Consider the following 14,188-nt stretch of genomic DNA (forward strand, 5'->3'; position numbering starts at 1 on the left):
AAATAATACTAAATGAAACTAAAATGAATACTCCTTGCTTTTCTTGAGAGTGAAAAAATACAATAAAATGATTGTAGTGATTACCACAAGATACTGACTAATAGACATCGTATTTGAAGCAACAAATACAGGTAAGGAATAAAAAGGAAGAAGTTCAATCGCTTTGATAAACAAATCATTACTAGTATTCATCATAATCGTATTTAATATATTAGGGACAAAGAGTAGTAAAGCTACTAAAATACCAAATACCAAGCCACTTTTCAATTTATATAAATAGAAAATGTAAGATAATAGAAAATAAAATAGGACTAACAAAATTGTATTGACTACAATGGCTACAATAAAATCTAATCCTAAATCACCTGGAACACCCAATTTACTTACGATGACTAGTAACACAATACCATTCAAAGCATAGATAATGGAAACTGAGATGGCATATAGAAAATTGGACAAGACGTAAATCATCCGATTTTTCTGTTGATTATAAAATAAACTGATCGTATTGTGGGAAAAATCCCTGCTAATAATTCGGTTAGCATGTATAACAGCCATTAACATACCGAGCATAGCATAAAAATTTGAAATATGCTTAATACCAAGTGATGTCCCTTGAGTCTTTAGAATAAAGAATGTAACCAGTATAGGCGGTATAAACGAGATAACCAATCCTAGATATATTACGCCTGATGAATATAAATCTCTTATATTTTCCTTAAGAAAATTCAATTTATTTAATTTCATGATTATAACCTTCCTTTATTTTGAACGATTTAGATAAATATCTTTAAGCGTCTCTTTTTTAGTTTCAAAATCAACTACTTTAATAGAGTTTTCGTTAAAAAATTTAAAAAGCTCACTACTTTGAATATTCCCAGACATAGTAATTTTCAGTCCCTCTTCCTGAACAATATCCCCAAATTCTTGTTTGGTAAGGAAAATGTCTCTATCTGTAGCTGATGAGAAAGCTATCTCAAACAAGTAATTATGACTATCTTTTCCTACTTTTTGAAATGTCAAAAGCCCGTTCTCCAAGAAAAGAACTCTCTCACAAATTTCTTCAATATCTTCTAATTTATGACTCGATATTAAAATTCCCACATTTTCACTTAAAGCTAAGTTTTTTAGAACCGCTAAAACTATTTGTGATGATTCAATATCTAAACCATTAGTCGGTTCATCTAAAATCAATATATCAGGTTCCGTAACGAGAGTTAGAAGCAAAGCTAATTTTTGTTTTGTACCCAAAGAATAGGTCTTTACTTTTTTATTAATAGACTGAGTCAAATCTAACTCTTGAATCAAACTCCCAAATCTTTCTTGATTGTAGTCAACACCATATAAATTTGACAAATATTTTAAATTCTCTAAACCTGTTTTAGATAAAAATAACTTTGGTTCTTCGATTAAATACCCAACATTATCACTACTTATAATATTCCCTGCAGTCGGTTGATTATTCTGAACAAGAATTTTCATCAATGTACTCTTACCAACTCCATTTCTCCCTACTAGACCAACAATTTCACCCTTATTAAGTTCAAAATTTATATCTTTGAGAATGATTGAATGATCATAATGCTTACTTACATTTATAACTTCCATTTTTTATTCCTCCCTGTATTTTGTATCTACAGTATACCTCTTCTTTACTCTGTTTTAAAATTAGTTAACTTTTTTCACACATTATTTTAGTTTTCTTTTTTACTATTCCTGTTACTATGATACAATATTTTTAATTGAATTTTATTATTTGTTAACTTTTTTCACGAAAAGGAGAAAATCATGCGTTATGATTTCGGAAAGGTCTATAAAGAAATACGTGAGTCAAAAGGCTTAACCCAAGAAGAGGTCTGTGGGAATATCCTCTCAAGAACCAGCCTATCAAAGATTGAAAGCGGCAAGGTAACTCCCAAATATGAAAATATGGAGTTTCTTCTCCGGCAAATCAATATGAGTTTTGAAGAGTTTGACTATATCTGCCACCTCTATCAACCAAGCCAACGAACAGAAATCATGCAAACTTATCTCAATATGAGCTCAATCCTAGGAACTAGTGAACTCGAAAAACTATTTCAAAAATGCCAAAACTATCTCAATACCCGCCACGACCTGCCTATAGAAGAAATAAGGGATATGCTGGAAATTGTCATTCATATCCGTCAACATGGTACAGAGCAACTGTCAGACCAAGTGAAACAGACTGTCAAAAAACTTTGGGAAAAAATTGAAAAACAAGGTACATGGTATGAAAATGATCTAAAAATCCTCAATACCATCCTTTTCAGCTTTCCTATTGAACACCTCCATCTCATTACTGGAAAAATCTTGCAACGCTTGGAAGTCTATAAAAACTATCAACATTTATATGACTTACGAATGGCAATCCTACTCAATCTGTCCACCATTTACTTATACCATCAAGACAAAAACATGTGCCAACAAATCTGCTATACTTTACTAGAGGATGCCAAGAAAAAGAAGCACTACGATAGGCTTGCTATCTGCTATGTCCGTATCGGAATTTGTAGGGATGATGCTAAATCTATCCAAAAAGGTTTCTCACTTCTAGAGCTGACCGAGGAAACTTCTATGCTGTCTCATCTCAAAAAAGAAGTGGAGAACTATTATCAAGCGAAGGACATATAAAAAGTCGAGGGATTTCCTCGACCTTTTCATATTATTCTGTTCGTTATTTCTTAATACCAGCCGTTATTAAGCCAGAAGTTTTTAGCGGCTGTCCATGAACCGTAACGTCCTGCAACATAGGCATCTGCTACACGTTCTTGGTTTTCAGCTGAGTAGTCACCGTTCAAGTATGAATCTGTCAATTGGTAACGTCCGATATAACGTCCGTTTGTAGCTGTGTAGCTACCGCCTGATTCTTTTTGTGCAATCCATTCTTTAGCTTCTGCTTCAGATCCGCTGACAGTTGAAGCAACAGTTTCTTCTGCTACTGTTTCGCTTACTGCTGGAGTTTCTTCCTCTACCTCTGTAGTTTCTGCCACTGTAGCTGAAACAGCTTCATCTTGGGCTGCTGGAGCTTCATAAGTCGTTGAAGCTGGGGCTACTGGCGCTGCTGGACCGTCGATAACCAACTCTTGACCAACATAAATCAAATGAACGTTGTCGATGTGGTTGTTTTCTGCCAATTTCTCAACTGTTGTGTTGTGAGTTTCAGCGATTTCTGAAAGTGTATCCCCTTCTTTAACAGTGTAAGTTGATGATTCTTGAGCAGATACAAATGATGGAGCAAATACTGCAAACAAGGCAGCTACTCCTGCAAGAGTTGTTTTAATCTTTTTAGTTGTTGATTTCATATTTGAAAATTCTCCTTCTTTCTATAGTTCTATCATACCCTTTAAATATTACCGTTTCTTGACACTTTTATGTAGAAATATTACAAAATTATTTTTTATTTCCCTAAATAAGGTGTTTTTTGTCATAAAAGATACTATTTTTATGCTATTTGAGGTATTAGAAAGGTTTTCATCTACAATTAAAGCCAAGCCCCTCATTCTTTGATATAATAGAGATAAGAATTTTTATAAGGGGAAACTGATGAAATCACTTCGTTTTCAATCTGTCTTTGATATCATCGGACCAGTTATGATTGGCCCATCTAGTAGCCATACCGCTGGAGCTGTTCGTATTGGGAAGATTGTCTCTTCCATTTTTGATGATACTCCGACAGAAGTCGAATTCCAACTATTTAACTCATTTGCCAAGACCTATCGTGGTCACGGGACAGACCTAGCCCTTGTTGCAGGTATTTTAGGCATGGATACAGATGATCCTGAAATCCCAAACAGCCTGGAAATTGCCCACAAGCGCGGCATCAAGATTGTCTGGACCATTCAGAAAGACAGCAATGCCCCTCACCCAAACACCACTAAAATTACCGTCAAAAATACTCACAAAACCATCAGCGTGACTGGTATTTCTATCGGTGGCGGGAATATTCAGGTAACCGAACTCAATGGCTTTGCCGTCTCTCTCAATATGAATACACCGACTATCATCATTGTTCATCAAGATATTCCAGGTATGATTGCCCTCGTAACAGAGGCCCTTTCCCGCTATGGTATCAATATCGCCCAGATGAATGTTACTCGTGAAAAAGCTGGTGAAAAAGCCATTATGATTATCGAAGTTGACAGTCGCAACTGTGATGAGGCCATCGAAGAAATTCGAAAAATCCCTCATCTCCACAATGTCAATTTCTTTAAATAGGAGGAAGCATGTTTTATTCTATCAAAGAATTGGTCGAGCAGGCAGAACTAGACTTTCAAGGAAATGTCGCAGAACTCATGATTACAACAGAGTTTGAATTGACCGGTCGCGAACGTGAAGAAGTCTTCCTTCTCATGGAACGCAATTTGGAAGTCATGAAAGCCTCTGTCCAACTTGGTCTCAATGAAAATAAATCTCGTAGTGGCCTGACAGGTGGAGATGCTGCCAAACTGGATCATTACATCAAAAACGGAAAAACTCTGTCAGATTACACGATTCTCTCTGCTGCCCGAAATGCCATTGCAGTCAATGAGCACAATGCTAAAATGGGCTTGGTCTGTGCCACTCCGACCGCTGGAAGTGCTGGCTGTCTGCCTTCAGTTCTAACTGCTGCTATTGAAAAATTAGACCTCAGCCACGAGCAACAGCTGGATTTCCTCTTTGCTGCGGGTGCCTTTGGACTAGTCATCGCAAACAACGCCTCTATCTCAGGTGCTGAAGGTGGCTGTCAGGCCGAAGTCGGCTCTGCCTCTGCTATGAGTGCCGCCGCCTTGACTCTAGCTGCTGGTGGAACACCTTATCAGGCCAGTCAGGCCATTGCCTTTGTCATTAAAAATATGCTGGGCCTCATCTGTGACCCTGTTGCCGGCTTGGTCGAAGTTCCCTGTGTCAAACGCAATGCCATGGGAGCTAGCTTTGCCTTCATCGCAGCAGACATGGCCTTGGCAGGGATCGAATCTAAAATTCCTGTAGATGAGGTTATCGATGCCATGTACCAAGTAGGAGCAAGCATGCCAACCGCCTTTCGTGAAACAGCTGAAGGTGGACTCGCTGCCACCCCTACTGGTCGTCGCTTACAAAAAGAAATTTTCGGAGAATAAGCTTATCAAATAGGAGAAACCATGACCTCTATCACAGCGATTTTTTTCGATCTGGATGGAACCCTCGTCGACAGTTCTATCGGGATTCACAATGCCTTTACCCATACCTTTAAGGAGCTGGGGGTGCCTAGCCCTGATGCCAAAACGATTCGTGGTTTTATGGGGCCGCCCCTCGAAAGTAGTTTTGCGACTTGCCTTCCCAAAGAACTAATCTCTGAGGCTGTTCAGATATACCGTTCTTACTATAAGGAGAAAGGCATCCATGAAGCTCAACTCTTTCCTCAGATTGTAGACTTGCTTGAGAAGTTATCGAGCAATTACCCTCTTTATATCACCACTACAAAGAATACTCCAACCGCTCAAGACATGACTAAAAACTTGGGAATCTATCATTTCTTTGATGGCATTTATGGCTCCAGCTCTGAAGCACCCCATAAGGCAGATGTCATTCGCCAAGCCTTGCAGACACATCAACTAGCACCGGAACAAGCCATCATCGGAGATACCAAGTTTGATATGCTTGGAGCTCAAGAAACAGGCATTCAGAAATTGGCCGTCACTTGGGGATTTGGGGAGCAAGCAGATTTGCTAAACTATCAGCCTGATTATATCGCCCACAAACCCATAGAAGTTTTGGCCTATTTTCAATAACATAGACTGGGCAACAACTCCATTTCAGAAGAAAATGAGGCAATCTATACATAACAAAACGCATATTACCTAGGTTCAAGACTTGATAATATGCGCTTTTCTTTTTTATTCAACGTGGGTTGTTTGATTGGCAAAGGCGATAATGGCTTGCTTCAATTCATCTCCACTGAGAGTGCGGAACTCTTCAATTTTTTGATTGATGGATTCTAAAGGCATGACATTAACCTTACCAACGAAAATCTTATCCATAACTTGGTTATCAACAAGTTCTGTTGATACCAAGAGTTCTTCGTAGAGTTTTTCACCTGGACGGATTCCAACTTCAACGATTGGAATTTCGCTCTCAGTGTGTCCACTTAGAAGGACCATTTTCTTGGCCAAGTCATAAATCTTGACTGGTTTGCCCATATCAAGGATAAAGACTTCTCCATCTTTAGCATAAGCACCAGCGTGAATAACCAAACGGCTAGCTTCTGGAATGGTCATGAAGTAACGGGTCATGCGGAAGTCTGTGACCGTTACAGGCCCACCTTCAGCAATTTGACGTTCAAAGACTGGAATGACACTACCACGGCTACCAAGTACATTCCCAAAACGAACTGCACAGTAGGTCGATTGGCTACGTTGGTTAAAGCCAGTGACAATCAACTCCGCCACGCGCTTGGTTGCTCCCATAACATTGGGTGGATTAACCGCCTTATCTGTCGAAATCATAACCATCTTAGGTACTTTGGCTTCATCAACAGCCTTAGCAACGTTGTAAGTTCCACGGATATTGTTTTTGAAGGCTTCTTTTGGATTGCGCTCCATCATAGGAACGTGCTTGTGGGCAGCTGCATGATAAACAATAGCTGGCTTGTACTGCTTAAAGACTTGCAACAGACGGTCGTAGTCTTGAATATCGGCAATCACTGGTACATAATCAATCCCTTGGAATTTGCGAATCAATTCATGATAAACAAGGTAAATTGAATTTTCCCCATGACCGAGCAAAACAATGCGTTCAGGATTGAAACGGCTAACTTGGCGACAGATCTCAGAACCGATTGAACCACCAGCCCCTGTGACTAAGATGGTCTTACCTGTCAGTTCTGCGCCCAGACGCGATTCGTCAAGACGAATTTCCTGACGACCTAAAAGGTCCGTAATATCAATTTTTTGGAAGCCAGTAGCTGCTTGGTGAAGTCCTTGAACAACAGTTTCAACCTTAGGCATCTTGTAACATTTTACACCCAGCTTATTACACATCTGCAAGATACGCTCATATTCTGACGGGTCAAGCGACGGAATCGCAACGATAACACGCTCGATTTGATGACGTTTGGCTAATTCAGGCAGATCATCATATGAACCCAAAACAGGAATACCACCAAGTTTTTGACCCTTTTTCTTAGCATCCTTGTCCAAAATACCAACCAGTTCTAATTCACTTGTTGGATGTTGGTAACTATCCATAAAGAGAGCCCCACCATCACCGGCACCAATCAAGAAGGTCCGACGGTGTTCTCCATCACCACTGCCTTTTTTACGTCTGGAGTAGATTAACTGCCAAGTAATCCGTGGCAATAAAATCAGGAAGGTACTCAACAAGATAAAGAGAATGATGAAACGGATGGAGAAGAGTGGCAAGAAGGCATAGCAGATACTATATGACAAGACGCTGCTGGCAGTCACACCAAAAAAGATTTTCATGAAATCCGTAATCTTGCTGTAACGACTAATACTCGCGTTCAAGCCCCAAAATGCAATCATCAATTGATAAAACAAGAAGGCCAAACTCGTATAGATAATGTAGTCAACAGGTGCTGGATTAATCAGCCCATAAAATAAAATATAAGATACAATGATGGAAACCACCATACTCAAAATATCAAATATTCCCCAGAAAACCTGTTTTTGTTGTTTATTTAAAATTTCCACCAGATCAATCACATAATCTGTGAGTTTTTTATTCATAGAAATTTACTCCTCCTTAAAAGAGCCGAATAATTACATTGTTATTATAACACTTTTTATCCAGTTTACGATTTGCTACAATCTTTTACTTGCTTTTTCGTAACAGTTTCATAAAAATAAACTGTCGGACAAATCCTGGACAAAGAGCAACAACCATCTGAATGGCAACACTCTTGGCATACTCCATGTAAGAAATTTGCCCTCGGTTCAGCATGCGCTGACGAGCTTGACGATAGAGTTTGAGGTAACGCAGTCCCCCACGACGCTCAAACATCCCTGCTCCGACACGAACCTGACACAAGATTTGATCCAGATTTCCAGTCTTGGCTCCTGCAGCAATCATGTTGAGCCAGAGGAGGTCATCTTCCATATAAAGGCCATCCTCATAGTTGCCTGCCTTGAGAACCATGTCCTTCTTGAACATGACAGTCATGTGGTTAAAGGCACTTCTCATCCTTTGATAAGCTACAATATCTGCATGCTGGGTTGGAACACGACGGTAAGAAACAATCTCATCAGGATTGTCAATAAATTCTGCAATATGTCCACCTAATAGGTCGAGCTTATCCTTCTCCATTAGCTGAACCTGTTGCTCAAAACGGTCAGGAACAGCTATATCATCCGTATCCATACGGGCAATAATATCATACTGACACTGCAAAACACCCTGTCGAAGAGCCAGACCCAAACCTTGATTCTGCTCAAGAGGATAGCGTTTCACTGGAATATCAGACTCAGCTTCAAGCTGGTCTAATACCTGATAGAGCTCAGGTGTCAAAGGCCCATCCTCAACCAGAACCAATTCGCTCGGTTTCAGGGTCTGATTTTGAACACTCTCAATAGCATCCTTTAAAAATGTCGGATTTTCCTTGATATAGACCGACATCAATACGCTGATTTTTTGCTTTTCAGACACAGTTTTTCTCCAATGTATAAATTTCCTTCCACTATTTTATCATAATTTTCAAGACTTTCCCATTTTTATCTTGAAAGCCAGAAACCTTACTTGACATTATAGTGAAAAAGCCTTAAAATAAGCTGTTATTAAAATCAGTTAGAAGAGGTATTATATGAAAAAACAATCACTCTTTTTTGTTCCAGGTATTATCCTGATTGGTGTTTCCTTGCGGACTCCTTTTACTGTTCTACCCATTATTTTGGGAGATATTTCGCAAGGGCTGGGGGTAGAAGTTAGTTCACTTGGTGTCTTGACCAGCCTTCCTCTCCTCATGTTTACCCTCTTCTCACTCTTTTCTACCCGACTAGCTCAGAAAATCGGCTTGGAGCATCTCTTTACCTACAGCCACTTCTTCTTAACCATTGGCTCACTTATTCGACTAATCAATTTACCTCTCCTCTATCTAGGAACCTTGATGGTTGGGGCAAGTATCGCAGTCATTAATGTGCTGCTTCCTAGTCTTATCCAAGCTAATCAGCCAAAGAAAATTGGTTTTCTGACCACCTTATATGTGACGTCTATGGGGATTGCGACAGCTCTGGCTTCCTATCTGGCTGTGCCCATTACACAAGCAAGCTCTTGGAAAGGACTTATCATCCTCCTCACCCTGCTCTGCCTAGCAACTTTTTTAGTATGGCTCCCTAATCACCGCTATAATCACAGACTGGCTCCACAAACCAAACAAAAAAGCAAAACAAAGGTCATGCATAATAAACAGGTCTGGGCAGTGATTATCTTTGCAGGTTTTCAATCCTTGCTCTTTTATACCGCTATGACCTGGTTACCTACCATGGCCATCCATGCAGGTCTATCCAGTCACGAAGCTGGTTTGCTGACCTCTATCTTCTCGCTGATCAGCATTCCTTTTTCAATGACCATCCCAAGCCTGACAACTAGTTTATCTACTCGCAACCGTCAGCTCATGCTCACTCTGGTTTCACTGGCTGGTGTGATCGGTATTTCCATGCTCTTTTTCCCAATCAATCATTTCATTTACTGGCTTGCCATCCATCTTCTCATTGGAACCGCAACCAGTGCCCTCTTCCCTTATCTCATGGTCAACTTTTCACTCAAGACAAGCGCCCCTGAAAAGACAGCCCAATTGTCCGGCCTTTCTCAAACAGGAGGCTATATCCTAGCAGCCTTTGGGCCAACGCTATTTGGTTACAGTTTTGACCTTTTCCACTCTTGGGTGCCAGCTGTAGCTGCCCTCTTACTCGTCGATATCCTGATGACTGTAGCCCTCTTTACAGTGGATAGAGCTGATAAAATCCTTTAAACTTCTAGTTTTTCCTAGAAGTTTTTTTATATATAAAAATTTTACACATTTCTCTTGACAGGGCTTTCTTTTAGATGTACAATGTATGTGTAGAAAAATTATATATAAAAATCTTACACATTAGAAAAGGAGGTTTCTCATGTACTTTCCAACATCCTCTGCCTTGATTGAATTTCTCATCTTGGCCGTACTGGAAAAAGGGGATTCTTATGGTTATGAGATTAGCCAAACCATTAAGCTGATCGCTAATATCAAAGAATCCACACTCTATCCTATCCTAAAAAAATTGGAAGGCAATAGCTTTCTGACAACCTATTCTAGAGAGTTCCAAGGTCGCATGCGCAAATACTACTCCTTGACAAATGGTGGTATAGAGCAACTCTTGACCCTAAAAGATGAATGGACACTCTATACAGACACCATCAATGGCATCATAGAAGGGAGTATCCGCCATGACAAGAACTGAATACCTGACTCAGCTAGAACTTTATCTCAAAAAACTGCCTCAGGCTGACCAAATTGAAGCCATGGACTATTTCAGGGAACTCTTTGACGATGCTGGAGTCGAAGGAGAAGAAGAACTCATTGCTAGTTTGGGAACTCCCAAAGAAGCGGCCCACGAAGTTCTCTCTAATCTTCTCGATAAAAAAATCAATGAGGCACCTGCTCAAAAAAATAACCGACAAATTTTGCATATCGCCTTGTTAGCCCTCCTTGCAGCACCCATCGGTATTCCTCTGGGAATCGCCATCCTCGTGTCCCTGTTCGCAATCTTTGTGGCAGCCTTGACTGTCATCTTGGCTTTCTTTGCGGTTTCCATACTGGGTATCATCGGCGGATTCCTATTTTTAGTTGAAAGTTTCACTGTCCTAGCCCAAGCCAAATCAGCCTTTATCTTGATTTTCGGTTCTGGTTTACTGGCTATCGGTGCTTCTTCACTAGTCTTACTAGGTATTTCCTATGTAGCTCGCTTCTTCGGTCTACTCATTGTTCGCTTGGTGCAATTTGTTCTTAAAAAAGGAAAGAGAGGTGACCAGCATGCGTAAATTGACAAAAGGATTTCTCATTTTTGGTGTGGTGACTACCGTTATCGGCTTTATCCTGCTCTTTGTAGGTATCCAATCTGATGGGATTAAGAGCCTACTTTCCTTGTCCAAAGAACCTGTCTATGATAGCCGTACGGAAGAACTAACCTTTGGCAAGGAAGTCGAAAACCTAGAAATCACTCTCCACCAACACGCGCTGACCATCACAGACTCTTTCGATGATCAAATCCACATTTCTTACCATCCATCTCTTTCTGCTCACCATGATCTTATCACCAATCAGAACGATAGAACTCTGAGTCTCACTGATAAGAAACTGTCTGAAAGTCCATTTATCTCTTCTGGAATTGGCGGAATTCTTCATATCGCAAGTAGCTACTCTAGTCGTTTTGAAGAAGTTATTCTCAGACTGCCAAAAGGGAGAACTCTAAAAGGGATCAACATCTCAAGCAATCGTGGACAAACCACCATCATAAATGCTAGCCTTGAAAATGCGACCCTCAATACAAACAGCTATATCCTCCGAATTGAAGGAAGTCGTATCAAAAACAGTAAACTCACAACTCCCAATATCGTCAATATCTTTGATACAGACCTTACAGATAGTCAGCTAGAGTCAACAGAGAATCACTTCCACGCTGAAAATATCCAAGTCCATGGTAAGGTTGAACTAACTGCCAAAGATTATTTCAGAATCATCCTAGACCAGAAAGAAAGCCAACGAATTAACTGGGACATCTCAAGTAACTACGGTTCTATCTTCCAATTCACAAGAGAAGAGCCTGAATCAAGAGGCACGGAATTAAGCAACCCTTACAAAACTGAAAAAACCGATGTCAAGGATCAACTCATTGCTAGATCTGATGATGATATTGAACTAATATCCACACCAAGCAGACGTTGACAAAAACGCTTACATCTGCTACTATAGAAGCATATTTATCTAACTAAAAAGGAGGTTCTACCATGAAACAAGAATGGTTTGAAAGTAATGATTTTGTAAAAACAACAAGCAAGAACAAGCCTGAAGAGCAAGCTCAAGAGGTTGCAGACAAGGCTGAAGAAACGATAGCCGATCTCGATACACCAATTGAAAAAAATACTCAAGTAGAGGAGGAAGTCTCTCAAGCTGCAGTCGAACTGGAAAGCCAGCAAGAAGAGACAATTGAAACGCCTGAAGACGGTGAAACGAGAACAGAAATAGAAGAAAAGAAAGCATTAGATTCTACTGAAGAAGAGCCAGACCTTTCTAAAGAAACAGAAAAAGTCACTATAGCTGAAGAGAGTCCAGAAGCACTTCCTCAGCAAAAAACAACTACGAAAGAGCCACTTCTTCTCAGTAAATCCTTAGAAAGTCCTTATATTCCCGACCAAGCTCCAAAATCTACGGATAGATGGAAAGAGCAAGTGCTTGATTTTTGGTCTTGGCTAGTGGAGGCTCTCAAATCTCCTACAAGCAAGCTTGAAACAAGTAGCACACACAGCTACACAGCCTTTCTCTTGCTCATTCTGTTTTCTGCATCTTCCTTTTTCTTTAGTATCTACCACATCAAACATGCTTACTATGGACATATAGCAACTATGCATAATCACTTCCCTGAACAATTTGCTTCATTAAATCTCTTTTCGATTATCTCTATCCTAGTAGCAACAACACTCTTCTTCTTTTCATTCCTCTTGGGCAGTTTCGTTGTGAGACGATTTATCTACCAAGAAAAGGACTGGACGCTAGAAAAGGTTCTCCAACAATATAGTCAACTCTTGGCAATTCCAATCTTCCTAACTGCCATTGCTAGTTTCTTTGCCTTCTTTGATAGCCTACGATTTTCAGCCCTTTTGTGTGTGATTAGCATTGGAATCATTCTGCTTGCTAGCCTCCATATCATTACGAGACCTAGTCAAGCAAGTGAAACCGACTCCTTCTATCAGTTATTCTTATCTGTCCTTGTGAACGGAGTCATTATCCTCCTCTTCTTTGTAGCTGAAGTGGCACTGATTGGGGATTATCTCCGTATCTTAACCTTTCTTTAAACTTCATACTATTCGAAAATCTCTTCAAACCACGTCAGCTTCGCCTTACCGTAGATATATGTTCCTGACTTTGTCAGTCNNTCTTTGATTTTCATTGAGTAGCAATCCTGTCTTCCATGGCAGGATTTTTTATATATCAAAAAGCAAGTCGATTGACCTGCTTCTGCTTTACTCTTCTTGTGCTAATGCTTTAAAATCTTTGTCTAAGATGGGTTGTATTTCTAATTGATTGGCATCTAGTTGGTGGTAAGATTCTGATGGTAATGACTCTAGGAATTTTGCATAGTCCAAGCGAGCGATGGCTTCATAGTCTTCTGGTTTAGAGCCATCTCCTGTAATTTGAACCAAGTCGATTTCCCACTGGACTTCCTTATCCACCAATTGCTCCATATAGGCTACAGGAACAAATGGTTCTCTCGGCAACACTGTCTTGACTCCTTGAGCCAGATGGTAAACGCCATGCACTTGCCCTCCTCCATCCTGATAGAAGGAAACTCTTGCAAAGTAGGCATCTGTCTCTTGAACCGCACGTACACGCGCTTCAAATTGAGCCAAGCCATCTTCCTCTAAAAAGCTTTTCAAATCCTCATGACTAAAGAAAACAGGATTAAAAATTCCTTGGCAAATCGTAAAATGGGCTACAGTGTCTGCTAGATAGGCTTGAATACTTGCCTGGAAATACGCTTCAAAATCAAAACCATCTAGTCCTTCAATCTCAGTTCCTGTATAAGCAAGCAGGGCATCTAAAAACGACTTGATAATCCGCCAGTCTGTCTTCGTTAATAGGTCAGGAAGATCGATACGGTAAGCCTTTTGACCATCAGCATAGCTAACTTTAAAGAGAAATTGTGATTGCCCCACTATCGCACACTCGATATATTCGAGACGGTTAAGAGGCTGACGGAGATAGACTGCATCATAGCTATGTGACTCCAAGCCATCTACCAAGGCCAAGATCGACTTGGCAGTCAAAATCTCCTGTTCTCCTAAAATGCTCTGTTTATTTGGAATAAAAAATGTTTTCGCCATAACTGGGCTCCTTTGAAATCGTTTACATACAGTATACCTTATTTTCCTGAAAGATACAGAAACAAACTTTAGATTTTTGAGTACAAAGCATAGAAAAACAGCCCCTGAGGACTGTTTGATC

General features: G+C 40.1%; 15 protein-coding genes and 1 pseudogene. 9 read left to right on the forward strand and 7 right to left on the reverse strand.

Annotated elements, in window-relative coordinates; all coding sequences use genetic code 11:
* Nucleotides 1–18: 18 nt before the first annotated feature.
* On the reverse strand, nt 19–747 hold the full coding sequence (locus HT725_RS08595; RefSeq protein ID WP_173218682.1) for a hypothetical protein: 729 nt from the start codon (nt 745–747) through the stop codon (nt 19–21).
* Between the two features lie 15 nt (nt 748–762).
* Complete coding sequence (locus HT725_RS08600; RefSeq protein ID WP_173253412.1) at nt 763–1,608, reverse strand: ABC transporter ATP-binding protein; 846 nt, start codon at nt 1,606–1,608, stop codon at nt 763–765.
* Nucleotides 1,609–1,788: 180 nt separating this feature from the next.
* Here HT725_RS08600 and HT725_RS08605 point away from each other — a divergent pair, with 180 nt between their 5' ends.
* A complete protein-coding gene (locus tag HT725_RS08605; protein ID WP_173213233.1) occupies nt 1,789–2,652 on the forward strand; it encodes a helix-turn-helix transcriptional regulator in 864 nt (287 codons plus the stop codon).
* A gap of 50 nt (nt 2,653–2,702) precedes the next feature.
* Here the strand turns inward: HT725_RS08605 and HT725_RS08610 are convergent, their stop codons facing one another.
* On the reverse strand, nt 2,703–3,323 hold the full coding sequence (locus tag HT725_RS08610) for a LysM domain-containing protein (protein ID WP_173253413.1): 621 nt from the start codon (nt 3,321–3,323) through the stop codon (nt 2,703–2,705).
* A gap of 241 nt (nt 3,324–3,564) precedes the next feature.
* Here HT725_RS08610 and sdaAB point away from each other — a divergent pair, with 241 nt between their 5' ends.
* Genes sdaAB through HT725_RS08625 form a run of 3 tightly spaced genes read left to right on the forward strand, consistent with a single transcriptional unit; the run spans nt 3,565 to nt 5,768 of the window.
* Nucleotides 3,565–4,236, forward strand: a complete 672-nt coding sequence (gene sdaAB / locus HT725_RS08615) for an L-serine ammonia-lyase, iron-sulfur-dependent subunit beta (protein ID WP_020899976.1) — start codon at nt 3,565–3,567, stop codon at nt 4,234–4,236.
* Between the two features lie 8 nt (nt 4,237–4,244).
* Nucleotides 4,245–5,117, forward strand: a complete 873-nt coding sequence (gene sdaAA / locus HT725_RS08620; RefSeq protein WP_000500050.1) for an L-serine ammonia-lyase, iron-sulfur-dependent, subunit alpha — start codon at nt 4,245–4,247, stop codon at nt 5,115–5,117.
* Between the two features lie 21 nt (nt 5,118–5,138).
* Complete coding sequence (locus HT725_RS08625; protein WP_173253414.1) at nt 5,139–5,768, forward strand: HAD-IA family hydrolase; 630 nt, start codon at nt 5,139–5,141, stop codon at nt 5,766–5,768.
* A 105-nt stretch (nt 5,769–5,873) separates the two neighbouring features.
* Here the strand turns inward: HT725_RS08625 and HT725_RS08630 are convergent, their stop codons facing one another.
* The 3 genes and pseudogenes from HT725_RS08630 to HT725_RS10470 all read right to left on the reverse strand — a co-directional run.
* Nucleotides 5,874–7,724: a nucleoside-diphosphate sugar epimerase/dehydratase gene (locus tag HT725_RS08630; RefSeq protein WP_164226305.1), complete on the reverse strand. Its 1,851-nt coding sequence runs from the start codon at nt 7,722–7,724 to the stop codon at nt 5,874–5,876.
* A gap of 85 nt (nt 7,725–7,809) precedes the next feature.
* A complete protein-coding gene (locus HT725_RS08635) occupies nt 7,810–8,610 on the reverse strand; it encodes a glycosyltransferase (protein ID WP_191995621.1) in 801 nt (266 codons plus the stop codon).
* Nucleotides 8,590–8,737: pseudogene (locus HT725_RS10470) on the reverse strand (glycosyltransferase family 2 protein); the annotation flags it as partial. The pseudogene HT725_RS10470 and the gene HT725_RS08635, both read right to left, overlap by 21 nt.
* A 57-nt stretch (nt 8,738–8,794) precedes the next feature.
* Between HT725_RS10470 and HT725_RS08640 the strand changes: the two are divergent.
* The 5 genes from HT725_RS08640 to HT725_RS08660 all read left to right on the forward strand — a co-directional run bounded on the left by HT725_RS08640 (nt 8,795) and on the right by HT725_RS08660 (nt 13,038).
* Entirely contained in the window at nt 8,795–9,961 is a 1,167-nt protein-coding gene (locus tag HT725_RS08640; protein ID WP_173253416.1) for an MFS transporter, read from the forward strand.
* A gap of 139 nt (nt 9,962–10,100) precedes the next feature.
* A complete protein-coding gene (locus HT725_RS08645) occupies nt 10,101–10,427 on the forward strand; it encodes a PadR family transcriptional regulator (protein WP_000273855.1) in 327 nt (108 codons plus the stop codon).
* Complete coding sequence (locus HT725_RS08650; RefSeq protein ID WP_000198699.1) at nt 10,414–11,007, forward strand: DUF1700 domain-containing protein; 594 nt, start codon at nt 10,414–10,416, stop codon at nt 11,005–11,007. The genes HT725_RS08645 and HT725_RS08650 overlap by 14 nt, the downstream gene beginning before the upstream one ends.
* Nucleotides 11,000–11,911: a DUF4097 domain-containing protein gene (locus tag HT725_RS08655; RefSeq protein WP_173253417.1), complete on the forward strand. Its 912-nt coding sequence runs from the start codon at nt 11,000–11,002 to the stop codon at nt 11,909–11,911. Before HT725_RS08650 ends, HT725_RS08655 begins: the two co-directional genes overlap by 8 nt.
* 62 nt (nt 11,912–11,973) lie before the next feature.
* A complete protein-coding gene (locus HT725_RS08660; protein WP_173253418.1) occupies nt 11,974–13,038 on the forward strand; it encodes a DUF6574 domain-containing protein in 1,065 nt (354 codons plus the stop codon).
* Between the two features lie 168 nt (nt 13,039–13,206).
* On the opposite strand, the gene HT725_RS08665 is transcribed toward HT725_RS08660, so the two are convergent.
* Nucleotides 13,207–14,067 carry a DUF4299 family protein gene (locus HT725_RS08665; protein ID WP_173253419.1) on the reverse strand — a complete coding sequence of 287 codons (861 nt, stop codon included), beginning with the start codon at nt 14,065–14,067 and terminating at the stop codon, nt 13,207–13,209.
* Nucleotides 14,068–14,188: the final 121 nt, after the last annotated feature.

The organism is Streptococcus sp. 2579 (genome assembly GCF_013277195.1).
In the GTDB taxonomy this organism is placed as follows: Bacteria; Bacillota; Bacilli; order Lactobacillales; family Streptococcaceae; genus Streptococcus.